General features: G+C 59.1%; 21 protein-coding genes and 3 pseudogenes. 8 read left to right on the top strand and 16 right to left on the bottom strand.

Features of this window, described 5'->3' with window-relative positions; all coding sequences use genetic code 11:
• Positions 1-69: 69 nt before the first annotated feature.
• Genes ACZY0R_RS12665 through ACZY0R_RS12630 form a run of 8 tightly spaced genes read right to left on the bottom strand, consistent with a single transcriptional unit; the run spans position 70 to position 9,534 of the window.
• Positions 70-342: an acetone carboxylase subunit gamma gene (locus ACZY0R_RS12665; protein WP_488858724.1), complete on the bottom strand. Its 273-nt coding sequence runs from the start codon at positions 340-342 to the stop codon at positions 70-72.
• Positions 339-2,195 carry a hydantoinase B/oxoprolinase family protein gene (locus ACZY0R_RS12660; protein ID WP_488858723.1) on the bottom strand — a complete coding sequence of 619 codons (1,857 nt, stop codon included), beginning with the start codon at positions 2,193-2,195 and terminating at the stop codon, positions 339-341. The genes ACZY0R_RS12665 and ACZY0R_RS12660 overlap by 4 nt, the downstream gene beginning before the upstream one ends.
• Entirely contained in the window at positions 2,173-4,290 is a 2,118-nt protein-coding gene (locus ACZY0R_RS12655) for a hydantoinase/oxoprolinase family protein (protein ID WP_488858722.1), read from the bottom strand. The genes ACZY0R_RS12660 and ACZY0R_RS12655 overlap by 23 nt, the downstream gene beginning before the upstream one ends.
• Before the next feature lie 43 nt (positions 4,291-4,333).
• Positions 4,334-5,536: a Rieske 2Fe-2S domain-containing protein gene (locus ACZY0R_RS12650; RefSeq protein WP_488858721.1), complete on the bottom strand. Its 1,203-nt coding sequence runs from the start codon at positions 5,534-5,536 to the stop codon at positions 4,334-4,336.
• A gap of 17 nt (positions 5,537-5,553) precedes the next feature.
• Positions 5,554-5,769 (bottom strand): ferredoxin, encoded by a 216-nt coding sequence (locus ACZY0R_RS12645; protein ID WP_488858720.1) that lies wholly within the window; start codon positions 5,767-5,769, stop codon positions 5,554-5,556.
• Positions 5,766-7,007, bottom strand: coding sequence for an NAD(P)/FAD-dependent oxidoreductase (locus ACZY0R_RS12640; RefSeq protein ID WP_488858719.1), 1,242 nt, complete (start codon positions 7,005-7,007; stop codon positions 5,766-5,768). Before ACZY0R_RS12640 ends, ACZY0R_RS12645 begins: the two co-directional genes overlap by 4 nt.
• A gap of 37 nt (positions 7,008-7,044) precedes the next feature.
• A complete protein-coding gene (locus ACZY0R_RS12635; RefSeq protein WP_488858718.1) occupies positions 7,045-8,010 on the bottom strand; it encodes a hypothetical protein in 966 nt (321 codons plus the stop codon).
• 27 nt (positions 8,011-8,037) lie between these two features.
• The gene (locus tag ACZY0R_RS12630) at positions 8,038-9,534 is read right to left on the bottom strand and encodes an NCS1 family nucleobase:cation symporter-1 (protein ID WP_488858716.1); all 1,497 of its coding nucleotides are present in this window, start codon (positions 9,532-9,534) and stop codon (positions 8,038-8,040) included.
• Between the two features lie 573 nt (positions 9,535-10,107).
• Between ACZY0R_RS12630 and ACZY0R_RS12625 the strand changes: the two are divergent.
• Positions 10,108-10,348, top strand: a pseudogene (locus ACZY0R_RS12625) (transposase); the annotation flags it as partial.
• Positions 10,332-10,478 carry a nucleotidyltransferase-like protein gene (locus ACZY0R_RS12620; protein ID WP_488858714.1) on the top strand — a complete coding sequence of 49 codons (147 nt, stop codon included), beginning with the start codon at positions 10,332-10,334 and terminating at the stop codon, positions 10,476-10,478. The pseudogene ACZY0R_RS12625 and the gene ACZY0R_RS12620, both read left to right, overlap by 17 nt.
• 298 nt (positions 10,479-10,776) lie before the next feature.
• Here the strand turns inward: ACZY0R_RS12620 and ACZY0R_RS12615 are convergent.
• From ACZY0R_RS12615 to ACZY0R_RS12605, 3 genes and pseudogenes are all read right to left on the bottom strand, one after another.
• A pseudogene (locus ACZY0R_RS12615) lies at positions 10,777-11,304 on the bottom strand (transposase); the annotation flags it as partial.
• An 880-nt stretch (positions 11,305-12,184) separates the two neighbouring features.
• Positions 12,185-12,685 (bottom strand): SMI1/KNR4 family protein, encoded by a 501-nt coding sequence (locus tag ACZY0R_RS12610; protein ID WP_488858712.1) that lies wholly within the window; start codon positions 12,683-12,685, stop codon positions 12,185-12,187.
• A gap of 737 nt (positions 12,686-13,422) precedes the next feature.
• Positions 13,423-14,175 carry a LysR family transcriptional regulator gene (locus tag ACZY0R_RS12605; protein ID WP_488858710.1) on the bottom strand — a complete coding sequence of 251 codons (753 nt, stop codon included), beginning with the start codon at positions 14,173-14,175 and terminating at the stop codon, positions 13,423-13,425.
• 132 nt (positions 14,176-14,307) lie between these two features.
• Between ACZY0R_RS12605 and ACZY0R_RS12600 the strand changes: the two genes are divergently transcribed.
• Positions 14,308-15,642, top strand: coding sequence for an IS4 family transposase (locus ACZY0R_RS12600; protein ID WP_488857457.1), 1,335 nt, complete (start codon positions 14,308-14,310; stop codon positions 15,640-15,642).
• Here ACZY0R_RS12600 and ACZY0R_RS12595 read toward each other — a convergent pair.
• Entirely contained in the window at positions 15,622-15,807 is a 186-nt protein-coding gene (locus ACZY0R_RS12595) for a LysR family transcriptional regulator (protein WP_488858708.1), read from the bottom strand. The two genes, ACZY0R_RS12600 and ACZY0R_RS12595, sit on opposite strands and share 21 nt — an antisense overlap.
• 272 nt (positions 15,808-16,079) lie before the next feature.
• Here ACZY0R_RS12595 and speB point away from each other — a divergent pair, with 272 nt between their 5' ends.
• The 4 genes from speB to ACZY0R_RS12575 all read left to right on the top strand — a co-directional run bounded on the left by speB (position 16,080) and on the right by ACZY0R_RS12575 (position 21,262).
• On the top strand, positions 16,080-17,054 hold the full coding sequence (speB, locus tag ACZY0R_RS12590; RefSeq protein WP_488858706.1) for an agmatinase: 975 nt from the start codon (positions 16,080-16,082) through the stop codon (positions 17,052-17,054).
• Positions 17,055-17,145: 91 nt separating this feature from the next.
• On the top strand, positions 17,146-18,618 hold the full coding sequence (locus ACZY0R_RS12585; RefSeq protein ID WP_488858705.1) for a purine-cytosine permease family protein: 1,473 nt from the start codon (positions 17,146-17,148) through the stop codon (positions 18,616-18,618).
• 400 nt (positions 18,619-19,018) lie between these two features.
• Entirely contained in the window at positions 19,019-20,161 is a 1,143-nt protein-coding gene (locus ACZY0R_RS12580; RefSeq protein ID WP_488858703.1) for a porin, read from the top strand.
• Positions 20,162-20,236: 75 nt separating this feature from the next.
• Entirely contained in the window at positions 20,237-21,262 is a 1,026-nt protein-coding gene (locus ACZY0R_RS12575) for an IS30 family transposase (protein ID WP_488858702.1), read from the top strand.
• Here ACZY0R_RS12575 and ACZY0R_RS12570 read toward each other — a convergent pair.
• From ACZY0R_RS12570 to ACZY0R_RS12555, 4 genes and pseudogenes are all read right to left on the bottom strand, one after another.
• Positions 21,225-21,752 (bottom strand): annotated as a pseudogene (locus ACZY0R_RS12570) (hypothetical protein). The gene ACZY0R_RS12575 and the pseudogene ACZY0R_RS12570 sit on opposite strands and share 38 nt — an antisense overlap.
• Before the next feature lie 199 nt (positions 21,753-21,951).
• Positions 21,952-22,644 carry a PIN domain-containing protein gene (locus ACZY0R_RS12565; RefSeq protein ID WP_488858700.1) on the bottom strand — a complete coding sequence of 231 codons (693 nt, stop codon included), beginning with the start codon at positions 22,642-22,644 and terminating at the stop codon, positions 21,952-21,954.
• 74 nt (positions 22,645-22,718) lie between these two features.
• On the bottom strand, positions 22,719-23,636 hold the full coding sequence (locus ACZY0R_RS12560; protein WP_488858698.1) for an HNH endonuclease: 918 nt from the start codon (positions 23,634-23,636) through the stop codon (positions 22,719-22,721).
• 304 nt (positions 23,637-23,940) lie between these two features.
• Positions 23,941-25,023 carry a catalase family protein gene (locus ACZY0R_RS12555; RefSeq protein WP_488858697.1) on the bottom strand — a complete coding sequence of 361 codons (1,083 nt, stop codon included), beginning with the start codon at positions 25,021-25,023 and terminating at the stop codon, positions 23,941-23,943.
• Positions 25,024-25,686: 663 nt separating this feature from the next.
• On the opposite strand from ACZY0R_RS12555, the gene ACZY0R_RS12550 reads away from it, so the two are divergent.
• Positions 25,687-26,391: a glycoside hydrolase family 25 protein gene (locus tag ACZY0R_RS12550; RefSeq protein WP_488858696.1), complete on the top strand. Its 705-nt coding sequence runs from the start codon at positions 25,687-25,689 to the stop codon at positions 26,389-26,391.
• Positions 26,392-26,467 lie beyond the last annotated feature (76 nt).

The raw sequence follows: 26,467 nt of genomic DNA, 5'->3' as shown, positions 1-26,467 counted from the left end.
AGAGGTTTTCGGGGATCCTCGACCGGCGCGGGTGGCGCACGCGCCGGCTTGGCGTATCACCGCCTAGCACTACACGGCAAGCACGTCGTTGAGGAATGGGTCATCCGGCATGGCAGTCTCGGTATCGAGAAGGCTGCCACATTCCGGGCACGAAAATCTCCGCAACACAACGATCGCATTTGCTGCGGAAGGCGCCCCTGGCAAATCCTTCACCGGCACGGTCGTCAAACTCGCATGCGGTTTCCATGCCGTTCCCGCCTGCGCCAACCAATGTCCGCATTCACGGCAGGCCGTGCGGTTACCGTCCCTCACCAGGGTTTCCGAAATCCGTTGTTTGCTCATCGTCCCACCTCCATTTCGGTACGCTCTTTACGCAAGCTTGCCCGTTGTTCGGACGTCCGCCGACTGTCGATCTCGCCGCCCTCCAGCACAACACCGTAGACATCGCGCGCCGCGCGCTTCGAAATCGTGCCGCCGGCCACGTCGTGCAGAACCTGATACGGCGCGCGCTCAAGCGGATCGCCAACCCCGCCCCCGCCATCCCAGCGCAAGTAAAGCGCGTCGTCGCCCATGAGCGGAAAGACGCCCCAACTGATTGACTCTGGTTCGCCCGGAATGGCATCGAGACTCTGTGCAAACTTCCGTGCCGGATCGACGCCTTCCGGCGCATGCACCCACACGTAATCGTTGATCCCGCCGGGATAGCCGCCGGCCAGACCCTCGCTCTGCGGAAAGCTCGCACCCTTGCCGGACAGCACATAGTGAAGCCCGCCGTCCGGCCCATCGTGGGGGACAATCGCCATCTCGCCCCCGGTTCCCCCCCGGAATCTACCCGGACCTCCGGAATCCTTCAGTCGCCGGCGGAACAGGTACCGCACGGGAAACGAAGCCTCGATCGTTTCTACGTTCGCCATTCGTGAAATCGGATTCGGAATCTCACCACCGATATCCACACCGTCGCCGAACGTGCGCGCTCCGCCCGCACCCGCGAACGTTTCCGTCAGGATGCCGATCGACTGCCCGCCGCGTTGATTGGTGCCGAACATGAAGAGCGCAAAGTGATTGGCGTGCCAGACCGCCGTAGCCTCCCCGGCATACTTGTCGCTAGCAGCCAGCATCTTCCCGATCGTGCCACACGCTGCGTTATTTACCGACTGGATGGCACCCACAGTCGCCACCGATGTCGGTGCCGGACGCGCGCAATTCACGATGCTCGCCTCGGGCGTGATCATGGTGATCGGCCGAATCACGCCTTCGTTCCATGTAATGTCGTAGCACAGCAGCGGAAACAGCGGCGCGAACAAGCCGCCCAGCGCAGCCCACTTCGTGCAATTCACCGGGTACTTCGATTGAGGAGACGAACCGGTGAAATCAAAAACCAGCGCATCGCCCTTCTTCGTCATCTCAAGCGCGACCTTGAAAGTTTCACCCTTGACATCGAAATATTGCCGCGACTGCCACACGCCGTCGGGCAACTCGCGCAAGCGGGCACGCAGACGTTCCTCCGACTGCGCGATCAAGGTCAAGCACGCCTCATCGAATGTCGCTGGCCCGTACTTACCGACCAGGGCCAATACGCGATCACGGGCGACGTTGTTGCACGCAATCATCGAACGTAGATCAAGGGCAACCATTTCGGGGCCGCGCACCATATTCAGGATCGTGTCCCATACATCCTGCCGCAGCAGGCCGCGATCCACGAGCTTGATGCCCGGAGAACTGAACCCCTCCGCAAAGATGTCGCGCGCATCGGGCGCAAAGCCGCCCGGGTTCATGGCGCCGATGTCATAGACATGAACAAAACATGCGCTCCACGCGATAAGCTGTCCCTCATGGTGGATCGGTGAAACGAGATAGACGTCCGATGTATGCAGCGCCGCTGTGAACGGGTCGTTCAAGAGGAACAGATCGCCCTCGTTGATATCCCCGTCAAATCGTCGAATCACCGCCTTGCACGCTTCGGCTGCGCTTGTCAAATGATGCAGGAAGCCGACCCCGCCCATCAGGAGCGAGCCGTCGGGCCGATACAGCGACACCATCAGATCGTGCCCCTCGTTGGTGATGGCGGTGCCGGACACATGCTTAAGCGTGATGACCGCTTCTTCGACGACCCGAAACAAGCGGTGCCGAATAATTGAAAACGTAATCGGGTCCATAATCTGCCCTTTGGCGTCAGTTGACATTGATGATGACATTGCGGAATCCATCGACTGTCCCTCGCTGGTTCGCTTGCAGGACGATTGTCGTAATCGGCGTATGGATGACGGCGGGTCCGAGGACCACGTTGCCGGGCCTGAGACGTTCGAAGTCGTAGATATCCGACTCCACCATGGCGCCGGCGGCTTCCACGAAGATCGGACGGCGCGCAATGCGCGCTGCACTGGCGTCCGCCGAGGCGAGTGCGATGGGCTCCAGCTTTAGCCGCTCCATCAGGCCACGGGCGGTCAGCCGGAACTGCGTCATCTCGATCCCCGCTTCGCGATAGGCCGAGCCCTTGCCGTACTTGCGTTCATAGATCGCCTCGAAATCGCTTGCCAGCTTTCGTACGCCAGCCTCGTCGAGAGGCGTCGTACTGCGCAAGGGCGTCGTGACCTCGTGGACCTGCCGCGAATAGCGGAGGTCAGCCGACCAATCGAGCTGCACCCGGGAATCCTCGAAGCCCTCGGCCTTCAGATCGCCCAATGCCTTCGCCACCATCGGCTCGAAAATCGCATTGATTGCCGCAGCCGCCGAGGGCATCGGCAAGTGCTTTGTGGTCGCGTATTCATGCACGATGTCCGCAGACACGAGACCGAAGGCGCAGTTGACGGAGGCCGTATAGGGCACCACGATCTGCTTCACATTGAGCTCGCCACCGAACAGGCCGCACACCATGCCGCAACTGCCACCGAAGGCGTGCAACACGAAATCTCGCGGATCCAGGCCCCGCTCGACGGTAATCTCCCGGATCAGGTCGGTGAACTGGGCGGCGGCGACGCGATAGATACCGAACGCTGCCTGTTCGACCGGCATGCCAAGCGGCCGCGCGATCTTTTCCTCGAACACGCGCCAGGCACGGGCCTTGTCGAGCACCATGGTGCCACCCAGGAATATTTCCGGATCCATGTAGCCGATCAGCATGAACACGTCGGTGAGCGTCGGCTCCTCTCCGCCCAGGCCATAGCAGACCGGGCCGGGGCGCGACCCCGCCGAACGCGGACCGACGCGCGGCGCATTGCTGCCCGGCTCTAGCGAAATGATCGAGCCCCCGCCGGCGCCAAGTGAAACCACTTCAATCTTTGGTTGGACGTAGTGAAACCTGTCCACCATCGGTTCACGTGCGTACTCAATCTCGCCGTTCTGAATGACGCTGACCTTGAAGGTCGTCCCACCCATGTCGGTGGCAATAACATCGGGGTGGCCGAGCTGCTCGCCAAGCGCGCGGCTGCCGATGACGCCAGCCGCCGGTCCGCACTCGAGCATGCCTATCGAACGTTCCGCCGCTTCGTGCGCGGGCAGCAGTCCACCATACCCCTGCATGATCATGACCGGGCCGTCATATCCGGAAGATCGCAACAGACCTTCGAGACTATTGATATACGCTTTTGTCACGCGCCCGGCATAGGCGTTGATCACGGTCGTCGAGGTGCGCTCGTATTCGCCAGGCGTTGGCGCAATTTCACTCGACAACGTACAGTAGGCCTGCGGTGCCAAGCGCGCTACCATCTCCCGGACCTTGACTTCGTTCGCGGGGTTATAGAATGACCACAGGAAGGATACCGCGATCGACTCCACCTGCCGTTCTTCGATCAGCCAACGGATGGCCTGCTCGACTTCCGTGTCGTCGGCCTCCCTGAGCATCGCGCCTTTGTAATCTGCGCGTTCTGCAATGCCGACGATGCAGTCGGGATCGACCAGGGGAGCCTCCCTCTCGGTTTTGACCGGATGCTTCAGGCGGTCTTCAGTTAGCCCACCCCAACGACCATAAGCGCCTCGCGTGACCAGCACCGTGTCCTCGAAGCCACGCGTGGTAATCAACCCCGTTCTGGCACCATCCCGTGTCAGGATCGCGTTGTCCACCACGGTCGATCCGTGGATAAACAGTTTGGTCCGGGCAAGCAAAGTTTCGAGCGAGAGGTCCATCGCCCGGGCCACCGATCGAATGGAATCCAGCACGCCATCGGCGAAGTGTGGCGGCGTCGACAACGCCTTTCCCATACGTACCGGCTCACCGTCTGCGAAGACGATGGTGTCGGTACAGGTACCCCCGACGTCCGTTGCAACGAGATACCTCTTCTGATTTTCTTTCATTCACATTCTCCTGCGCATTCGGATTGCGGATCGGCGCGACCGATCAGTAGGTTCCTTCTTCGTGCAAGGCACGGCTGAGCGCCTCCGGTCCTTCCTTTGCGGCGTTTGCGAGTTCACGCATACGCTTGCGCCAGATGATGTCGGACTTGTCCCCCGGGACAGAGACCTCCTCGTGCGGCTCACCAATGGCTCGCGGGCTGTGCGACGCGACGAGCGGCAGGTCTTCCGTTAGTACGATCGACTGGAGCGCTAGATGCTCTTCCGCCGACGAGCCGTCCGACGTGAGACAGGTGAACCAGTAACTACGGCAGTTCTCCGCATCGATCGGCGTGGCATGCATGAAGAGCTGGGTATCCTTGGCTTCAGACCATCGGAACGAAATGACCATCGTGAACGGCAGGATGACCTGATACTCGGCCGGAGCGAGCATCACCGACTCAGGACTGTTTGGCGGCCCATACGTGGCATCACCCGGGTTGAATGCCAGAAACGTGTCATTGAGAAATTCGAGACGCCCGCCCTTCTGCTCGATGGGATAAGGCTTGAAGCGTGTGTTGGGCGGCCCCCCCAGCGTGCCCTGATGTCCGAATGCGAGATGAGTGACGTCGATGAAATTCTCGATGCGGCGGCCGGCTGAGACGGGCCACAGATAGGGCTCTCCCGCGTGACACGTCATAGTCGTATCGCTCCACGCCGGGAAATTCGGGATCGAGGTGTCCGCACCCGGTGTGAGCCTCACCCAGATCAGGTCGTATCGAACTTCGCAGTCGTACTCCCTGACTTTGGCACGCGCGGGAATCGGATCGCTCTCGGCCAGCGTGGGAATTTCGGTGCATTTTCCGGCATTGTCATAGCACCATCCGTGGTAGCGGCACCGGAGTTGGTCGCCCTCCACCCATCCCAGCCCGAGAGACGCGCCCCGGTGCGCGCAGCGGTCGTCGAACGCGCAGATCCTTCCGCCAAGTTCCGCAACGACGAGGCGTTGCCCCAGCAACATCGTCGACATCGGTCCCTTTCCGCCGTGTGCGTGCGAGCGAAATTCCTTGAGGGTCGCGACCGGGTGCCAAAAGTACTTCCAGGTGTCGGCCGTCGAGCCGAGGTCATAAAGCGCATCGGGCCGAGATAGCGGCTTCAGCGTGCGGTATTCCGGCGGCTTGCAAGGATTGCCGGGATCGATCATGTCGGACGGTTCGATCCATTGCGGCGGATGGTAGGGCAGCTTGGCGCTGAGCCAGTTTTGAGTCATGAGTGTCTCCTCTGGAATTAGTAGAGCTTAAGTTCTTCGTCATCGCGAAACAGCGCGATGCATTGTGTCGGGCAACTCTTTGCCGCTTTCAACAAGAGTTCGAGCGGGGTACTAGCCGCGTTCGGCAAGACCCCGACCATGCCTACGTCGAGTAGCTCGAAGGCCTGCGGCGCGAGCGTGACGCACATCTTCGATCCGCAACAGATCGATTGATCCACCTCAATTTTGATCATCGTAATTTCCTCCTTTCCTTCCAATTCGTTGCCGGTAGATGCTTGCGGACCATCGATATCGCGTGCTCGACTTCCGCATGCTGTTGAAGCTGCTGTCGCAAGACCGCAAATGCCTTCGGCGCATTCACGGCGATCGCACCGACAAACTTGCCGAGATGCCGGTACAGCGCCACGAACGGTCGTGAGAATTCGTCTCCCGAGAGCGTCACCATCTCGCCGATGTCGGTACGTCCAGCAGCTTGAATGCGGCACCCATATTGGTCCGACCAGAAATAGGGAATGGTCGAGAACGGAGTTGCCCGCGAGCGTCCGAGCAACAAGTTGGACGCCGCGTGTCGCCCCTGGTCCGCAGCGACCATCCATTGCTCGCCCCGGACCATGCCGCCTGACCACCGGTTCGGCCACGACACCATGTCACCCGCCGCAAACACGGCGGCGTGACCAACGTTGAGTGTTTCGTCGCAGATCAGGCCGTTGGCGATCCTCAGTCCCGACGCAACTAGCCACTCCACGTTCGGGACCACGCCGACCCCGATCACGACCAGATCGGCCGGAAAGGTCCATCCATCCTCGATACGCACCGTCGTGACTTGCGTCCTGCCGCCGAATCCGACTACACGGGCATTGCATACCAGCGACACCCCATGTTCGTCATGGATCTTCCCCAAAGCATCGCCGAGGCGGGAGCCAACGGCGCGTACCAACGGCGCAGGCGACGCTTCGAGAATGGTGACTTGGGCACCGCAAGCGGCGGCGCTCGACGCGACCTCCGCACCGATGAAGCCCGAGCCGATGATCACCACACGCTTGCCCGGAAGGATCTGCGCCTTGATTGCCAATGCGTCGTCGAGTGTGCGCAGCGTGTAGATGCCAGCCAACCGCCCTCGCGTGGGCAGGTCGCTCGGACGAGAGCCCGTGGCTAGAATCAGACCGTCGTACGCGAGCCAGCGAGATCCCACCTGAACGCGACTGGCCCCGAGATCGAGCGCCTTCGCTTCGCGCCCGAGACACAATTCAACATTGTTCTGCGCAAACCAGGCGTCGTCGCGGTACGGCAATTGGTGCACCTCGATCTCACCGGTCAGCACCTGCTTAGACAGCGGGGGCCTGTCGTACGGCAGGTGAGGCTCGGCGCCAATCAGAAACAGCTCGCCGTCATAGCCTTGCTGCCGCAGTGTTTCGACCGCGCGCAGGCCCGCAACACTGCCACCCACTACCAGGACTCGCTTCAGTGCCATGATGTCGTCTCCGTGGGCGGGAACGTCCGCGTCGTCATTACAGGTGAATCTCCGCAATGACAGTCGGCGCCGCCGAGTTCGCCCCGCTTGAAGCCGTCGCGCCGTACTTGTTGCGCCAGAGTTCAAGCCCGAAGCCAACTTTCACGAAACCCTTTTTGTTGAACAGGAATCCGCTAGCATCGAACATCAACTTCGGAAAGAAATGGATCTCGGTTTTCGAATCTTTTCCCGTGAACTGGGCGAAGAGCTCCGGACCCTTGGGGCCAATGACATCGCCATACCCGGTGAAGCTCACATACTGGCCAAGCGGCACGCTCCAGCAAATGTTCAGGTCGTATGTCGGACGAAATGACACCGAAGCCGCCGCCGGATCGGAGATATAACCGTTATGGTTGTATTCCTTGTAAAGCCAGATGCCCACGTCGACGAAGCCGCCCGGCACATTGAAATTGAACGTTGGCCCCAAGGTGAACTTTAATGGGCGCATCGCCCCGACCGTGTTTTCAGCGCCATATGCCACACCGCCGGTGACAGACACATCGCGCACGGGGCCGAAGGCGAACGATGTGCCGCTTAAGGCCGACAGACTAAACGACCGTCTCAGCACCGCGTACACCGACAGCGATCCCGTGCCGTGGCACGCTTGACCGGCCGCGAAGGGCGGGTTGTCCGGCGCAGCGGGGTAACACGAATCCGAAAAGTAGCTATCGATGATCGCCATGTTGGTACCGAGACGGTCGGCACTGAGATATCCCAGCTCGATGACGTTCTTGTTGATGCCCGATGTCACGCTTGGTTCGTGCATATTGCTTTGGAACTGGTAGCCGATCCAGGCGTCACTCCAGTCGGCCGCTTTCGCGGGATCGCCGGACAGTCCGGCAAGCGCCCCTATGAGAATGCAGAGCGGGATCTTGGACATGGCTTTCCTTCCTTGTGTCTTGGCGTCTTCACCGCGCAGCGGCAATGCCGGGGGGATGGCGTTCGCATAGGGCATTGGGAACATGAGGGAATCGCGTAGTGGCCGCATCGCTTACACCTGTCCCAACGGGAGTTCAGCCTGCTGTCGCTGGCGCTGGCGCTCACCTGCCATCAGCGACATGTAGACCAACATGGAAACGAACACGCCGATGAACCACGCGTAGTGATAAATCTCCCTAAATCCGCTCGGAACCCACTCGAATTGCCGGGGAAAGGCGACAGCGAAAAATCCTGGAATATTGGGAAGGACGGCAATGACAAACGCGGCAATCGCGGCGGGATTCCAGCCGTTCCTGTATTGATATTGACCATGGGCCTTGAACAGGTCGTCGACGTTGAGTCTTCCACGCCGGATCAACCAGTAGTCGGCAAGCATGATGCCGAGCACTGGGCCCAAAAGCGCGCCATAGCCGATCAACCACGTGAAGATGTAACCTTGCGTCGATTCAATCAACTTCCATGGCATGATCACCACGCCGATCACGGCGGTGATGTAGCCTCCCCGGCTGAAATTGACATGCCGCGGAAAGATGGCCGAGAAGTCGTATGCGGGGCCGACGGTGTTGGCAGCCAGATTGACGCACAGGGTGTCGAGCGTGATGATCGCGAGTCCGATCGCCACCGCGATACCCTCCATCCGGCTGGCGAGATCGATCGGATCCCAGATGGCCTTGCCGTAGATGGATACCGTGGCCGACGTCACCGCCACGCCGACGAATGCCAGGGCTGTCATCGGGACAGGCAATCCGATAGCTTGGCCGACGTACTGATCCCCTTGCGTCTTCGCAAAGCGCGTGAAGTCCGGAATATTCATCGCAAGGGTCGACCAGAGGCCGACCATCGCCGTGAAGGACGGCCAGAACGCCTCCCAGAACTTCCCAGCCTTCTGGCCACCGATGGCAAACTGCGACGGCGCGAAGAGCATCGTCCCGAAGCCACCAGCGCGGGAGTACGCCCACCAGAGCAAGGCGAGTACGATCAATACCTTGACGGGCGCGCTGTATGTCTCGATCCAGCGAATCGACTCCGGACCGCGCGCGATGAAGTAGAGATGCATGGCCCAGAAGACGAGAAAGCAGATCGATTGGCCGACATCGATACCCAGCCAACCGATCTTGGGCCCGACCAAGGCCCCGTGAAGGAGTATGTTTCCGATCGCATAGATCGCGCTTCCGCCAACCCAGCACTGAATCCCGAACCACCCGCAGGCGATGATGGCGCGAAGAAGCGCCGGAAGCTTGCTTCCCCTAACTCCGAACGAGGACCGAACGACGACCGCAAACGGAATGCGATAGCGAGTACCCGAATGGCCGATCAACACCATGGGAATCAGGATGAGTGCATTGCCGAGCAACACTATTTCCACGGCTTGCAGCGCGGAGAATCCCTGTTCTATCAACCCCGCGGCAAGTACATAGACGGGGATGCACATAACCATTCCCGTCCATAGGGCGGCGTAATGATGCCAACGCCATGTTCGATGATCCGGTGGCGTCGGCGCCAGATCCTCATTCCATAATTCGGACGCATTGCTTCTACTATTTGGCACGTTGTCTCCTCCTGCCGGGGTCCGTGACAGACCCGACTTTCATCGCCCTTGTCTTCCGCATGAGCTCTTTCGTTTGCATGAACGACTTGCCCACTGCGGCTTCGTCAGCCCTGTGTTACCTACGATCTCCCTCACGGCCGGTGGCTTTTTGGGAACCGGCGGCTTGGGTAGTGCATGTTCGTCGTTCACAGGCGATGGAGACATGTCCAGTTGCCGGCGCACCGATTAACCGTGCCGTCGATCGGCGGAAACCGTCATGGTGGAAGTAGCGGGACAGTTCCAGCCGAAGGCTTTACGGGGCTGATGAACTGGGTACGATCCCGCATTGGACGGAACGGCCCGGTGAGAGCGCCAGGGGCGTTGCGTCCTCTCAGCCCGCGCGCGCAGGCCAATGTGGCCTTGGATGCCGAAGTGCCTGCCAATCACCGTGGCAGTCGTGGCAGTTTCAGCCGCCCTCGTATCGTGCTGCTGTCTGACCCGCCCAGGGTTCCGAGGAGGCGCCACTCATTGAGAGAGTGGCATCATGAGGAAGTCAGCGAAATCTTCCCGGAGGTCCGCGAACGCGCGGTACGCATGGTGTTCGAGCGTCGTGGCAAGCACGAATCCCAGTGGGCTACCGTGGGGTCGATCGCAGCAAAGACCGGCTGTGCGGCGCAAACCTTGTTGACTTGGGTTCGCCCGCATGAGCGGGGCACCGGTCAGCGCACGGGCACAGCTACAGCAAAGCCCAAATGCATCAAATCTGAAGTGCGAGGTTCGCGAACTGCGCCGCCCCAATGAAATCCTGAAGCTAGCCAGTGCCTTCGTTTGCCCAAGACAAGTACATTGCGGAGGGCGTGGCGCCCTCTTACTTTCTTGAGGGGTTGCGCTGGAACGTCCCAGTGGAAAAATTCGTCCAGTGCTATGAGGATTCGTTCGTCAAACACTTTCAACTGGGTGTCTAAACGCGGACAAGACGAAGCTCGCGTGCCCGAACGATCTGCACTGGCTCGTGCGCGACAACTCAATCGTCTGCTGGTCCACGGCAAACTTCGACGCATACCTCGCCGTGGCAAGGAAGCACTGGAACGAGTGGGGTACCTAGCAGGCTATTGAAAGGCCCCCCCGCCATGACGGCTGGAGCGGCGTTTAATGCAACTTGAGATGCGATGTGCCGCCGAATCTCTAACGCGCCGTGCTGTTGCACGCCCCAACTTGGATGCGCGCCAGCATGGCGTCGTGCGGGATCCGCACATCTGCGGCTCATCGCGCGGTTCCTTGCGGCACCGCCCCAAGCATTCGGGCGATTCGGGCCAGATTACTGGCAACCATCGTCAGCTTGAAGTGTTTGTCCACGCGTCGCAGGCCACAATAAGCCGTTTGTCGAAGCCGGCCGACTGTCTTTCCCCATCCGAAGTGCTCTTCGATGCGTTTGCGCATTACCTGACTGATCTGGTAGCCCACATGTCGCGACGTGCGACCATCGTTTGCGCTGCCGCCTTGACGAGCGTCGTTCCGCGCGACATGTGGCGTCAAGTTGCGCGCCCGGCAGTCTTACACGAAGTCGTGCGTGTCGTAAGCTTTGTCAGCACCGATCGTCCTGGCATGGCTGCCAGGCATGCAGTCGAGCAGCCACAAAGCGCTCGCACGTTCCGCGCAACCATCCGCGTGACTCACGATTGCTTCGACCACCAGGCCCGAGCGGCTCTCCATCAGAATGTGCCCCTGATAGCAGAGGATAGCTGGGCTCTGCGCGCTCTTCTTGAACAGCCGCGCATCCCGGTCGGTACTCGGCGAGCATCCACCTGGAACCTGCTTTGTGAAGGTGATACTCGTAATCAGAAGTGAAAGTCACGTTGTGCTTCGTCTTGGTGTGGCGCGTCCTTACTACACAGGCGTTCGCCGCGCCGAAATCGGTGCCGAGGATTGCCTCGCGACTGTCGTGTGAACAGTCGTCACCGAATGACACGGGCTGCGGGCGATGCCCTGGCGGGCAATATTTTGAGATCAGCGCGTTGTAAGCGGATTCCGCAGCATCGATACCTTTGAGAGTATCCTGCGCGTTTTCTCGATTGGCGAAATCGTTCCATCTTTCATAGTCAGCGATGAAAGCACGAACCACATCTTCGGGCCCCAAACCGTCAAGGGACGCTGCTGCCGGGGCGAACTCCGGCAACGGTGCTTCAGGCTGTGGCTGCGGTGCCTCGGGTCCCTGTACTGCCTTTCCCCAAACCGCAACGATTGCCTCGAAGTGACCCGGATCGCTGGCCGAAATCCGGATCAGGGTTGGTATGAAACTCTTGCCCTCGTACTCAGGGGTGGCTGAGTAGCGGCGAATCTGCCCATTCTGAGCGAGTGGCAGGATTGTGCGCTGATCGATCCGAGCCTTCGATTCGGCAGCATGGGCCGGCACGTACACCGTGTTCTGCAGAATATCCTCACCCCCGAGCTCGAGAGGCATGAGCAGTAGCTTCATGAGCTCTCCACGCTTACACAAGTCTTCAGCTTTCTCGCGCGAATCGACGTGCCTGTAATCAGGCCCGACGCTGGGTGCGCCGAGCTTTTTGAGCCATTTCAACATCCGCTTTCTCCCCGTGCCACTCAACATTCGGCATGATCGGCGACTTCCAGATAGCGCAACTGGCTTGAAGTTGTCCGCTCGGCGGCGGGGTCAGGGTTCGTATTGTTCATGCTCACAAAGCAGTTCCTCGGCCCATTCCTGAAGTGACAAATATGCGACGCTTCTCGATTGATCGTCATGCCAGTAGTGCAGCAGCTTGCCCCTCGACGGACCCGCAGTTTCATACACAACGAAGTCTCCCGAGTCGTTGGTTAGAACAGGCAACCATGAGGGGCTCCACGGCTCCATGAAGTCGGACGTCGGATCAGCAAAGAACGAACACTCTCTCCCTATCTCGCTTACCGAAAGCAGCCGCCGATTGTTCTTTCGGCTGAGCGGTGAGTTCCATGGCTGCCCATCGTGCCAAGAGAACAGCACGCACAGGTCGCCTGGCAGTTGGCCAACTTCGGGGACGGATGAGACAAGCCCAGCCAAGTCTGCCGCCTCGGCCGGTGGCCGAAGCGTCGCGCGAATATGTGGCGGAAGGACTCGTTCGATCTTGGTAAGGACGACTCTCAGTGCAGAGGGCGCTTCCTCGTCGATTGTGGTCACAGATGACTCCTTTGTCGGCAAGTAACCTATTGTAGGCGTAAGCTTACGCGTCCTTCCACGGGCGAGGGGGCGCAGATTTGCTGCAGGTTCGTTGATTGAGGTGGACTCATGCTCCGTCCTTGATGTATCGGACGCTTCACAACGCATAAAGCGAAAGCGAGCTTGTCGGTATCCGAGCGATCATCGCGGAACCGGTTCTGAGGTACTTGCGCGATTCCCATCGAGGGTCTGTCGTAGACCGCATTAAATCTGTCACCGTTGCGGCAGTAAAAGTGTTAACACGCCGGGCGATTCCGGTCAAGTTCGCTCCAGCCCTTGCTGGACAAGCGTTTGCAGGTTGCGAACTAAATTTGTCACCGGCAAGCCGGGGCCGGAGGGCCAGCTTACTACCGGGCCCCGCCCACGCGGCAGAGTTCGGCCACGAGGGGACACTCGTCCGATGCGTCATCGAGACATTCACATGGCAACTTCACTTAGCAAGGAGTCGTTCGTTCGCCGAAAAGCGGCGTCGCGTCACGGCACCCGCCGTTGAAACTGTGCATAAGATGTCGCCTCTCGCGACCGCCGGACTTCGGCAACCAGCCGCATTCGGGAATGCTCCGAGCGAGTCCCCAATGGTCTTCCCTCCCAAACGTCGCCATGAGAAAAATCGCTGCTTTCGGCATCAAGAGTTTGCGCGCGATACCGTCGAACTCGGGTGACAAATTCGGGAGCTACGTTGACATACGCCGATTGAGCTATAAAGAAGATTGCAACGCATCTACAAATACTCGCACAGCCATCGTCTGTTCACGACCTTTTAGCAACGCAAGCGAGAATTCGGCGCTGTGGCTTAGAAGCGCGGGATGTATCGCTCGCATCAGGTCTTGCTTGACCCACTGCAAGGCATAATGCTCCGGAAGGAAGCCGATAAAGTTGCCTGACAAAACGAGGGTCGCGACGGCTTCCATGTGATAGACGGTGGCCGCTACTTTAAAGTTGCTAGCGTCGCTCAGCTCCCTGGATTCGCGCATATAACCCCGCGCAACGTAATCCAGCTTCTGCAAATCCTCTGTGTTGATGTCATTCGGAGCCGATTTGAAAAGAGGGTGGAGATGGCTGCAGTAAAGACGTAGATTCTCTGTGTAGAGTGGCAGGTACGTCAAACCGGGATGCATTATGCGGAAGGGTCCGATGCCAACATGTATTTTCCGCTCAAGTACCGCAGCCTCGATCTCGTCTGGGGATTTGATCTCCATTTTCAAAAAGAGATCCCCCCCTTTTTTCTTGACGGCGCGGATCGCATCCGTAATTTGAGCTTGCACGTCGGTGATGGTGTTATCTACAACGCCAATTGCCAACTCGCCGCTAATCTCATGCCGTATGGCGCCGATGTCCGCCCGGAATTCTTCCACCGAGTTTAGCAAGCTCTCGGCCGCCTGATAAACAGAATGGCCCTCTTCGGTCAGATGGAAGCCCCGCCGACCGCGCTCGCATAGCCTTAGGCCCATCTCCTTATACAGAAGTACCGCCGGCCAGAGCGATGGTGCGAGGCAGAAGTGGATGGATGTCGAGGCAGAGGGGGGGGGGGGTTGTAAACCGGCGCGAACTCGCGTTTACTCTTGGATTTCCCGCTAGAGCAAATGGGCAACGAGTCAGGAGCGTGGGTGGACGAGGAATTTGAAGCGCTGGATCTTGGCGATCCAAGACGGGACCGTCGCGCGAAGGAGTTACTGAAGCGGTTTGCGGCCAAGCCGACGGCGAGCATCCCGGGGGCATGCGACGGCTGGGCCGAGACCATGGGTGCGTACCGATTTCTCGGCAACGAAGAGGTCGAGTGGCGAGACATGATGCAGCCGCATTGGGATCGTACGGCTGGGCGGATGCATCCATTTCCGGTGGTGCTATGCCTTGCCGATACGACCGAGCTTGACTTTAACGGCCAGGAGATGGAGGGGGCTGGGCCGTTGAGCTATGAAGTTCAACGCGGGATGTATCTTCACGCGACCTATGCGGTTACGCCGGATCGGGAGCCGCTGGGGGTGGTCGATGCCTGGATGTGGGCACGTGAGCCAAAGGATGCGGACGGGCAACGCGGCGGTATCAAGGAGAGCGTGAGGTGGATCGAAGGCTATGAGCGCGTGGCCGAGCAGGCGGCAACGCTGCTGCAGACCCGGCTGGTCTATGTGGCGGATCGGGAAGGCGACATTGCTGCGTTGATGCAGCGGGCTGATGAGTTAGGCCAGCCTGCTGACTGGTTGATCCGATCGCAACACAACCGCAGCCTTGGCGCTGCCGAGGCCAAACTGTGGGATGCGGTCGAGGCCAGCGAGGCGCTCGGCGAGATCGCCTTCATCTTGCCCGGGCGTGCTGGCCAGAAGGCGCGTGAAGTCAGGCAGGAGCTGCGTGCGCAACGCGTGATGTTGCCAGGCCGCAAAGGACTGTCGCTCACCTGCCTGGTGGCCGCGGAACGCGGCGCGCCGGCCGGCGTGAAGCCTGTGGTGTGGCGATTGCTGACTAATCGGGACGCGCAAGATCTTGATGCGGTGATCGAGCTAATCGATTGGTATCGGGCCAGATGGGAGATCGAGATGTTCTTCCATGTACTGAAAAACGGCTGCAAGGTGGAAGCGTTACAGCTCTCGCACATGGACCGAGTCGAACGTGCGCTTGTGCTGTACATGGTGGTCTCGTGGCGTATTGCGCGACTGATGCGCCTGGGCAGGACCTGCCCCGAGCTGGACGCGTCGCTGTTCTTTGATGCCGACGAGATACGGGGTGCCTATCTGCTGGCGAAGAAGCCGCGCCCTCCAAAGCCACCCACGCTCAATCAAATAATTCGCCTGATTGCATCACTGGGTGGCTTCTTGGGCCGCAAGAGCGATGGCGAACCCGGCGCAAAGACGCTCTGGATCGGCTTGCAGCGAACCAGGGACGCTGCAGCCACAATTCAGGCCCTACGCAACGAGGGCGCATGACTTCTGTATAAGGAGATGCCTTAGGCCCAGTCGCCTTTCGAGATCCGTCATGTGGGAGCTTATGGTGGACAAATTCATATTGAGTGCAGATTCCGCTGCTGAGAGACCTTTCAAGTCAGCAACCGTTTTGAATATGCGCAACAACCGTAGATCGACGTCGGTCATTCTGATCATACTAATACCCCTCCATCCGCTGTCCGTGGGCTTGCACTAGTGGCTCCTACAGCTTACGTCGTATCGCCGCACGGACAGCCTAGCACGGTCGCCGGCCATGAATGGCAGATTGGGAAGGTTCGAGGAATCCAAAACTAAAGTTCGAGAAGTTCCGATTCAACATGTGGCACTCGCGTGCGAGACTAAATGGACGCCTCTGGCTGAGGGCGGACCACAGCATCGGAGCGCTGGTTCCAGTCGTACTAACTGCGAGGACCTTACTCATGGAAGAAAATATGTTTGCGCCGGTCACCGGCACGGTGACGCCACGTTATGCAGGTTTGGCCACATTGATGCGGCTGCCGCACATCGGGCTGATGGATGAGAACATTCCAGACGTGGATATCGGGTTGATCGGGGTGCCGTGGGATGGTGGCACCACCAATCGTCCGGGCGCGCGACATGGCCCTCGTCAGGTGCGTGATACCTCGACGATGGTGCGCAATGTCAACCGAAGCAGCGGCATCAAACCATTCGAGATCTGCAATTGCGCGGACCTAGGGGATACCCCTGTCAATCCGGTGGATTTGATCGATTCGATGAATCGCATCACCGCGTTCTACGACGCAGTATGCAAGGCTAATATTGCGCCGCTATCGGTGGGTGGAGATCACCTGGTAACGTTGCCGATCTTGCGGGCGCTTGCGAAGGATGGGCCCGTTGGTATGGTTCACTTTGACGCGCATACAGATACGTGGAATCGTTATTTTGGCGATAACCTTTACACACATGGCACCCCTTTTCGGCGGGCGATCGAGGAGGGATTGCTGGATCCGAAGCGGACCATACAAATCGGTATTCGTGGGGCGTTGTACAACGACAGTGAGAATGATTGGGGGGAACGTCAGGGCATTCGAGTCATCGACATGGATGAATTTCGGTCGATGGGTGTCGATGCCGTGATCCAGGAGGCCTCGCGCGTAGTTGGAAACGGCCGCACGTATGTAACCTTCGATGTCGATGCACTGGATCCCGTGTACGCGCCCGGCACTGGCACACCGGAAATCGGTGGGCTGACAACAATCGAGGCCCAGCACATGATTCGTGGACTACGGGGCCTGAATCTCATCGGAGGTGATGTGGTTGAAGTGTCGCCGCCGTTTGACCCAACTGGCAATACGGCATTGGTCGCTGCCACGTTAATGTTCGAGATCCTATGTGTCCTAGCTGCCAACATCAGCAAGCAAAAGCGGCGTTAACCTCCGAACATCTGACCAGCACCGAAAGAAATAGACTGCCAGCCGTCGACTGAGATCGACAGCTAGGTAAGCCTCTACGCAGGAGACAAAGATGGACACTTCGAAATTCGGCGCGGAATCCTCCGCAAGCTCACCCTCAGGTCCGGACCTAACCTCAGGCCCGACTTCCTCCCGGCTCATTGAACGCCGCTCGATTGACTTCATCCCGGAATCGGAAAGGCATGGCAGTCTGGCCAGTCAGTTTACCTTGTGGCTTGGCGCCAATCTTCAGATCACCGCTGTGGTAACGGGTGCACTGGCAGTGGTGCTTGGCGGCGATGTGTTCTGGTCGCTAATTGGCCTCTTATTTGGACAGATCCTGGGCGGCGCAGTCATGGCGCTCCATGGCGCGCAAGGACCTCAGCTCGGGCTCCCGCAGATGATCTCCAGTCGAGTCCAGTTCGGCGTCTACGGTGCGATTGTGCCCCTGGTGCTTGTCTGCATCATGTATGTGGGCTTCTCAGCGGGGGGGATGGTTCTGTCCGGCCAAGCGCTCAGCCATCTGATGGGTATAAGCAACGCCAGCTCGATTCTGCTGTTCTCGGGCTTGGTGATCATGCTCGCGACATTCGGCTATCGCACCATTCATTTCATGGGGCGAGTCTCTAGCGTGATTGGCGTTTTGGCGTTCCTGTACTTGTTCGCCAGCCTACTCAAAGGGCAGGACGTTGGCGCGTTGCTACAGAATCGCAGCTTCGATGTGGGGCACTTCCTGCTGGCCGTTTCCCTTTCCGCCTCATGGCAGATTGCCTACGGGCCATATGTCGCCGACTACTCGCGCTATCTGCCCCGCTCGACCTCGGCTTTCAAAACATTCCTCGCGGTGGGCATTGGTTCGGTGCTGGGTTCGCAGATCTCCATGGTCTTCGGTGTCTTTGCCGCGGCGTTGGCGGGCAACCAGTTCGCCGGACATGAGGTGAGCTTCATCGTCGACCTGGGCGCAACTGGGGTAGCCGCCGTTTTGCTCTACCTGACGATCGTCGTGGGCAAACTCACGATCACCACGTTGAATGCGTATGGGAGCGTCATGTCGGTCGCCGCCATCCTGACCGGACTTGGTGGGCAACGGACCATCTCCGGCCGTACGAAATTCTTCTTCGTCGTGGTCATGGTTGGGTTTTCGACCGGGCTCGCTTTGGCGGCCGGGGAGCATGACTTTCTCAAGAAGTTCTCCGCCTTCCTTTTGTTCCTCCTTGCGTTCCTGACTCCTTGGAGCGCCATCAACCTGATCGACTACTACTTTGTCACTAAGGAGCGCTACGACGTGCCAGCGCTCTTCAACCCGTACGGCCGCTATGGTCGCTGGAATGCCAGGGGCATGACTGTCTATGTGTTGGGTGTAGCGGTGCAAATGCCCTTCATTGCTACCAGCTTCTACACCGGTGCATGGGTGGAGGCGCTCGGTGGTGTCGACATATCCTGGATCGTGGGTCTTGTTGTTCCAGCCGTGATTTACTACTACTTTGGCAGTAAAGCGAACGTGCCGCAGGCGCTGATCCTGCCAGCCGACCACGCCGAGTCGTAGTCCGACCGATCAGGCCTGCGCCCGCGCGATATCGGGTCGGAGCACCTATGGATTGCCCGCTTCATGTCCGGAATACCTTGGAGAGCTGCGATCGCTACCGCACTACGCTGACCAAGTACCGACAAAGGCTTCCGGGCAGTTTGGCATCGCGAATTCAAAGGACGCATTCCGCTGCGGTATGCCCTATGCCGCGATTTCAATTGTCATGGGCATAGCGGGTTCGTAGTCTTCGACTCGGCAAAGCAAGGGGTATCACCGCGGTAGTTGATGTGGCCACCAATAGCTTAACGAAAAGCGGCGGCCAAGGAGACGTACATCCTGTTTAGCCAGCAGCCAGCAGCCAGCGCCGGATGCCAGGTGCTGCGCCAGCATGCTTAGAAAAAAGACTAAGGAGGAGATAATGAAAAGGAGCATCATTGGATCAATATTCTGTGTCGTTTCCGTTCCGGCGATGGCGCAGAGTGCGGTGACGATCTATGGGGTGGTGGATGAGGGTATCAACTACACGAACAATGTGGATGGACATAGCTTGTTTGAGCTGCAGAGCGGCTTCGCTCAAGGCAGCCGGTGGGGTTTCAAAGGGGTTGAGGATCTCGGTGGTGGGACAAAGGCGGTTTTCCAGCTCGAAAACGGCTTCAACGTGAGCACTGGTCGCCTTGGCCAGGGTGGACTATTGTTTGGTCGGCAGGCCTATGTGGGCTTGCGAAACGACAGCATCGGGTCGGTCACGCTGGGACGACAGTACGACGCGGTAGTGGACTACGTTGCGCAGACCACCTCGAACGGGAATTGGGCCGGCTACATGTTCTCGCACGTGTACGACAACGATAACACCGACAATTCGTTCCGCGTCAACAACTCGGTGAAGTACACGAGCCCGACGTTCGGCGGCTTCCAGTTCGGTGGTATGTACGGCTTTAGCAATAGCACAGACTTCGCAAACAATCGGCACTACAGCTTCGGTGGCCAGTATGCGAATGGCGGGTTGCTGATTGCCGCGGCCTATCAGCAAACGGACAACCCGTCGGCGACCGCCGGCGGGGCGCTCAACAATGCCGGGGACGCCAACTTTCTTGGCACACGGCTGAGAATCTTCGGCGCGGGCACCAACTACGCGTTTGGGGCGGCCACGTTGGGCTTTTCGTATACCAATACCGAGGTCGTCGAACCGCTCGGCAACGGCTATGCTGGCGCAATTACTCCGCCCTCCGGGCCGGCGTCGTCGCTGCGATTCCAGAACTTCGAACTGAACGCGAGATATCAACTCACCCCCGCGCTGTTCGTTGGTGCCATGTACGTCTATACGCGCGCAAACCTCCATGTGACGACGGGAGTCCAGCATCCGACCTATCAGACGGTCGGCCTGATGGCAGACTACAACTTCTCGAAGCGGACGGACATCTACGTGCAGGGTGCCTACCAGCGCGTTGGTGGCGACTCGACTAGTACCGTGTTGGACTTCGCACAGGTGACGTCCGCGAGCGGCATTTCGTCTAATCAAAATCAGTTAATGCTGCGCATGGCGCTTCGACATAAATTTTGATTCCAATGAATCGTCATTGTGGTGGGGCGGCCTCAAATCTGAAGTGCAACACCTTGCTTCGGGTAAGGTGCTCAGATGCAAAGCAGAACTTCGTACCAACAACTTCAGCCTGAGGAGCGCATGACGATTGCGAGCATGAGCCAGAGCGGTTCGAGTGTGCGGGCCATGGCCCGCACACTCGGGCGCTCGGCGGGCACCGTCAGCCGTGAACTGAGGCGAAACAGTTGTGCGCTGCGTGGCTACGCGAGCCTGCCGGCGCAGGCCATGAGGCAGGCGCGGCGGGTTCAGGCGCGCCCCGTAGCGAAGCTCGATCCGCAACACGCTCGGTGGGGCGCGGTGCTGACTTTGTTGGATTGGAAGTGGTCGCCGCAACAGATCGCCGGTATCCTTAAGCGAGTGTGGCCCGAGGACCCCAGCATGCATGTGTCTCACGAGACGATCTACACGGCCATTTGCGCGCAGCCCAGGGGCGAGTTGCGCCGCCAGCTCATCGCCTACCTGCGCCATGGTCGCAGCACACGCATGCCACGCAAGCGCGGGGTTGATCGACGCGGGCAGATTCCTGAGATGGTCAGCATCCATGTGCGCCCGCCCGAGGTCGAGGACCGCGTCATGCCGGGCCACTGGGAGGGTGACTTCATCAAGGGCGCGGGCAACAAGTCTTCGGTGGGCGTGCTGGTCGAACGCAGCAGTCGTCTGGTGCTGTTGGCCAAGATGGATGACGCTACTGCAGCCTCGGCGCTGGCCGGCTTTTCTGCCAAGCTCAATTCGATTGCTGAGCCGCTGCGCCAGAGCCTGACGTACGACCAGGGAAAGGAGATGACGCGCCACAGTGAGCTCAGCGCCAACACTGGCGTCAAGGTGTACTTCTGCGATCCGCACAGCCCCTGGCAGCGCGGCACTTGTGAGAACACCAACGGGCTGCTGCGCCAGTACCTGCCCAAGGGCACCGACTTGTCCGTGCACACACAAGAAGAACTCGACGCAATTGCCGACAGCCTGAACAAACGACCTCGTGCTACGCACGCGTTCCACTCTCCGCTGGAGGTGTTCGCTCGTATGCTCAAACAAGTTTCTCACCCCCAAACTTCAATTCACTGACGCGGGTGTTGCACTTGGGACTTGAAACCGCCTGGTTTATCTTATGAATTGTGAACGACATGCCATTATTTATCGATACTAGCGGGGGGAGAGTGAACAGTGTCGTCAGTACGCCGCCCAACAGTCCGCCAACGCAGTGAACACCGAACACGTCAAAGGAGCCGTCGAATCCTAGCTGGGCTTCTCAATCGCCCAGGGTGCAGCAAGGCCACACCACCAGCCCAACTGCCAGAGTCCCCATGGGGCCGACATAGCCGCACGCTGGCGTTATGACAACCTGTGAGGCGATTGCGCCCGAGACCACGTCTAGCAGGCTCGGCTTGCCGCGGTGCAGTCGCGCCAGCGTCATCCATGACAGCTCCCCGTTGCAGCCGTCAGCATGGTATTCAAGATGGTTCGAAAGCCGCCATTGACGCGGCTGCAACGTTGATGGCTCTTGAGGGTTGCGCCGACGGGCGTACCCTCTCCTCGACCGCCTGAAGTCGGCCATGAAGGAACCTTCGTCCGATGCGTCACCGTGACGTTCACATGGCTCCTCTCAAAGAGCGGTCGTTCGATCACCGAGAGACGGCGTCGCATCATCGACACATCCGCCGTTGTAGTTTCTGCGTATGTCGTCGCCGGAAACCGCCAAAACTAGGACAACGCCGACACGGTGGTCGCGTGGCGCACCCTGAACGAAAGTGCTTTCACCTGGCGAGACGGGCAATGCAGTGACCACACATCCATTCCCCGTCATCATAGATGGCACCTGTCATATCACTTCTTTGGTGACACCAGCCGCATTCGGGGAGCCGTGAGTGGGCCTGATTAGTTTCAATGAAATCCCTGAAGAGTCGACGCTGCTCATGCAGCGAATCCCTGAATTGAGGCTGATTGGACGGCAGCAGCTTGGGATCTGGTGGCGAGGCGAACCTTCCGCAGTTGGTGCACCAGTGTCCACCATGATGCTCGACCGTGCTGGCCTTCTTGCAGTGTGGGCAAACGACCGAATCAGGGGCGATAACCGGCACCACACCAGCCGGCACCAGCTCATCAATGCTCTCAATCCTTCGGCAGCTCATCCCATTGCTGTTCAGGTGGTTCAGCAACGGATCAAAGCCTTTGTCACCACTCAACACAAAGCACTCAGTGTCGGGGGCAGTCTCAAACGTTCTGCCAAGTTCAAAGGCAATGTGAAAGTCCAGAGCATTCTTGCCAGCACCCGAAATTTTCAGGAAATCCACCCGACTGAACCTATGGGCAGTTGCTGGCTTCCTCGAAGCTTTGGGAGGGTTCTGATTGGCGCCAACGAAGATGATGGCCCTGAAGTTTTCATCTAAGGGGGACAAGTCAACCTTGTGCTTGTTCTCCAGATCAACCAACAGCAGCTTCTTAGTCATCGGTAGTTTTGATCTCCTAGCCTCTTGGTCTCGGATGGTGTCACTCTGGCTTTTCCATGCCCCATGGCGATAGGTTACTGTTTGAAAACGTCGTTTCGGTGATATGCCAAATACTCTACCTGTTTTGTGTTGAATGGGCCCGTGTCAGCCAGTGTCGGTAAATTCCAGGCGGCGAGCGTCTCCACCGACATGCGTGGCGAGACGATTAGCTTCCCGGTGGAATCGAAAGTTATCCATCCACCGTCGAAAAGATGGTCGACGTGGGGCGCGAGCAGCAGGCCGTTGTTCCCATCAAGTCGCTCAACATTTGACGCAAACCTCCACGGCTTGATGTGGCTCGCCCTTAACATAGCAGGGTCAGTGGTCTGGGTAAGCCTGCAACACGATTCGACACGCTGGACGGCTGCTCTGAACGCGCCTTGCCCGACCCGCGCGGCGATTAGCTGCTGCCGTTCCGTCGTTGATAAGGCGTCGTCACGCAGAAGCTCTAAGGCCACTTCAGTTTCGATGCGTTCGCGGTTTGACTGGGAACCCGAGGACTCGAGTTTCTTTGAAAGCAGATATACGAATTGGGGGTTGACGACGCGTGTTACTGTATCTAGGTATTGCCTCAACCCCGCCGACCGGATTTCGTCGAGCGAGCAACTGAAGTCCGTGTCCCAGTCAACATGGATCTGGAAGTAGATTTCGTTCAGGTCTCGAAACAACTCCGGACGTCCGCCTTGATGTGAGACCCCGTCCCACCCTTCAAGGGCCGTTCCTGCCGCGATGTAGCCGCGGCCCGAGCCGCTTTCGTACGCGAACACTACATCCCCGGGCCGAACGAGCGAGAGTACGTCTCTGTAGGTTTTCTCGTTATTCGCGGTGGGCGTCATATATGCGCATCCGCTTTTCAACCAGAATTCAAACGGGTTGCGCGAACGCTTCTCGGGATGGTATTTCCGAAAACTTTTGATGTCGGTGTTAACAGAGAAGAACGTACGATGTTGCATGGCTGGCTCGGGCTGGTCTACCCATTAATCGCTAATTGCTTCGAGAGGAACATCTTAGCGTACTTGGAGACGCCCGCCTTGGAATTGCCGACGGCCGCAGGACTTCAGAAGCGGCCGTTAATTTGGCCCTGAGTCGAAGGGCGGTTCAGGGTCGGGAAGAGACGACTGGGTTGCAGCGGGCGGAGGTCCCTTCCCGGCCAGCTACGGCCGTTCGACCACACTCTCACGCGAACATTCGAATGTCGGCTCCGCTCAGGTAACGGAACTTCGCGGGACGATCATGATCTTCGCCTCCTCGACCATACTAGGCACGCTCGATCCGGGCGCGTGCCTCCGCACTCGACAGCAGGCCCCGGTCCCCGCGGTTGGCCGCGCTTGCCGCATAGACCACCCTGCGTGCATGCGTGATGCCGAGCGGCTCGAACCCGTTGCCCGGATTGAACGCCATCTGATTGACGGCGGCCTCGTCTTCGGCTGAAGGCGCCGACGAAATCTCGAGCTCGCCGATCACGACTGTCGGAGCCTCCCAAACGATCGAAGCGTCGCTCACCGGCGTATGCTTCTCGTCGGTGAAGAGCTGCACCACCAGTTGCCACTTCAGCGCGCCCTTGCTCAGGCGATTGAGCAGATCGTTGCGCAGATACTGCTCGCCATGACGATCGTCATCGGTGCCGGGCACGGTGTCGGGACACGGCTGCAGCGAGTACTTGAAGGCTGCATCGTTACACTTCACCACCGAGCCCCAGAACTTCTCCGTCGTGAGGCTCGCCACCGTGTGCAACTTCGTCGCTTCGAACAGGATGCCAAAGGAGCGCGCCGCCTCGACAAGCCCGAGCTTGCGCCCGAACACGTCGGCCGTCGCTTTTCCGACCAATCCCGCAAGTCCGCCCTCGATCTGGGAGACGAGCACATCGGCGATCTCCATGAAGCTTTTTGCATCCCGGGCATGCGATCGACCGCCTTCGTTCGTCACGAGCAAATCGGTCTCAGTGCCCTCGGCCGTGAAGAACTTGACGGCAACGCCGCGCACGTCCGCCTCCGTGTCCGCGAAAGGACAGGGCTGACCGTTCGAAAAGCGGCACGCCACGCAGTAGAGGAGCGGCGCATCGGAAGCGCCGCGTTTCGCGAAGGGACCCGACGCAAGCGCGGGCGGCACCGTGTCGAAGATGCGCAGCGTGCCGAACGCGCCCATCACCTGCTTTTGATGCTGTCCCCTGTCGATACGCCCGCTCAAGCCCGTCCGGCTGCTCGACGCGATCGATTCCTGTTGTGCCCTGATCTTTCCGATTAGGGTGGCTAGGATGTCCGGCGTGTCCGGGTGGTCTTCCCATCCGGCGCCGGAGCCCACTTGTTGCCCTGCTGCACCGACTGTCGTTTCGTTCGCCACGGCTGCCTCCGATCTGGTTCGTTACACTACGCATCCGGATCGGTGCCTGTCGCAACCGGCCGGCCTCCCCAGTTCATGCATCGCCTCGCCGGCCAGCGGTTCGAATGAAGTCTTAACGAGGCAGTCAATAATACAACTGAGAACGAATACCGTGCGGCCGAGGCATCCTTACGTCTACATTGATACGCGCTCTCGCGCTGCCCCGCAAGCGCTGAAATCGTGCATCCCCTGACGGCCGGTGAGGCGCCGTTCGCAGGCGACAACTCGAGCCGACCGCAAGCGACCGCCAATGCCGGCAATCCGGTACAAGATCGCGCAATCGGAAGACCAGTTGACCTCGGAAACGGCCATTGATTAGACGGCGAAGACTTCTTTCAAACCGTAGCGTAGCTCCGATATTCACCGTGACTTTAGTCAGTATTCAATTTCTTGCAATACGAGCTCATCCACTTGGCTGAGATGATCCGCCTGAACGTTTCCTATTCTTCAGGGTAGTCTACGGAGCAACTGGTGCGGCCAGGAGCCAGGGTTGATGGTTGACAGAATCCGCCTGTGCCTGGGCCCCCTGTTCTGGAGATCTCGCAGCACTTTCAAAATTTAGCCGTGCGTTGATGGCCGATGGCTTCGGCGTGATTCAAAGGCCACTCGAATTGGGAGGGTCCAATGCCAGACACTCTAGCCGGAACGATCGATGTCATTATCGACATCAACCATGACAACCCTTTCGACGCAGTCAAGGCATTCAATGCCGGTGTCAGGGCAGTCATCCACAAGGCCAGCGAGGGCGCGACCTTCCAGGATCCCAAATACAGGAAGCGGCGAGATCAGGCACTATCTGCGGGATTGCTGTGGGGCGCGTACCATTTCTCCAGTTCTCGGCCCGCCGCCATGCAGGCAGACAATTTCCTGGCGGCCACGCAGTGGGGCGATCCAGCGGTGGACAATTCCAGGACGCTCTTCTGCCTTGATTTCGAACCCAGTTCAAGCGGACCTGACATGACGCTGGATCAGGCCCATGAATTCGTCAGCAGGGTGAAGGAGAAGACCGGCCGCTCGCCCATGGTCTACGGTGGCAACATGCTCCGCGATGCCGTCCAGGCCCATGGCGCCGACCCCATCCTCAAGAATTGCCCTCTTTGGTATGCCCGGTACAGGAATCAGCCGCTCGGGATCCCTATTGACACCTGGCCACGATTTATCCTTTGGCAATACACGGACGGCAACGCGGGGCCATCGCCGCACGCGTTTCCGGGGATGGATCCAACCGATCGAGACTGCTTTGCTGGGACAGAAGCCCAATTGAAGGCGGAATGGCCATTCCCTGACTATTTCAAGACAGCGCCAGCGTCGACCGATCAGAATGCGTAGGAGTGAGAGCTTTCCTTACTTCGCGTGCACGAAGGCAGTGTGCACCGCGCTCCGGTCGAAGCGGCTTTGAGCCCAA

Source organism: Cupriavidus sp. F041, assembly GCF_057814235.1.
The sequence above is the reverse complement of the archived record's forward strand: the minus strand, read 5'-3'. Positions and strand labels throughout refer to the sequence as shown.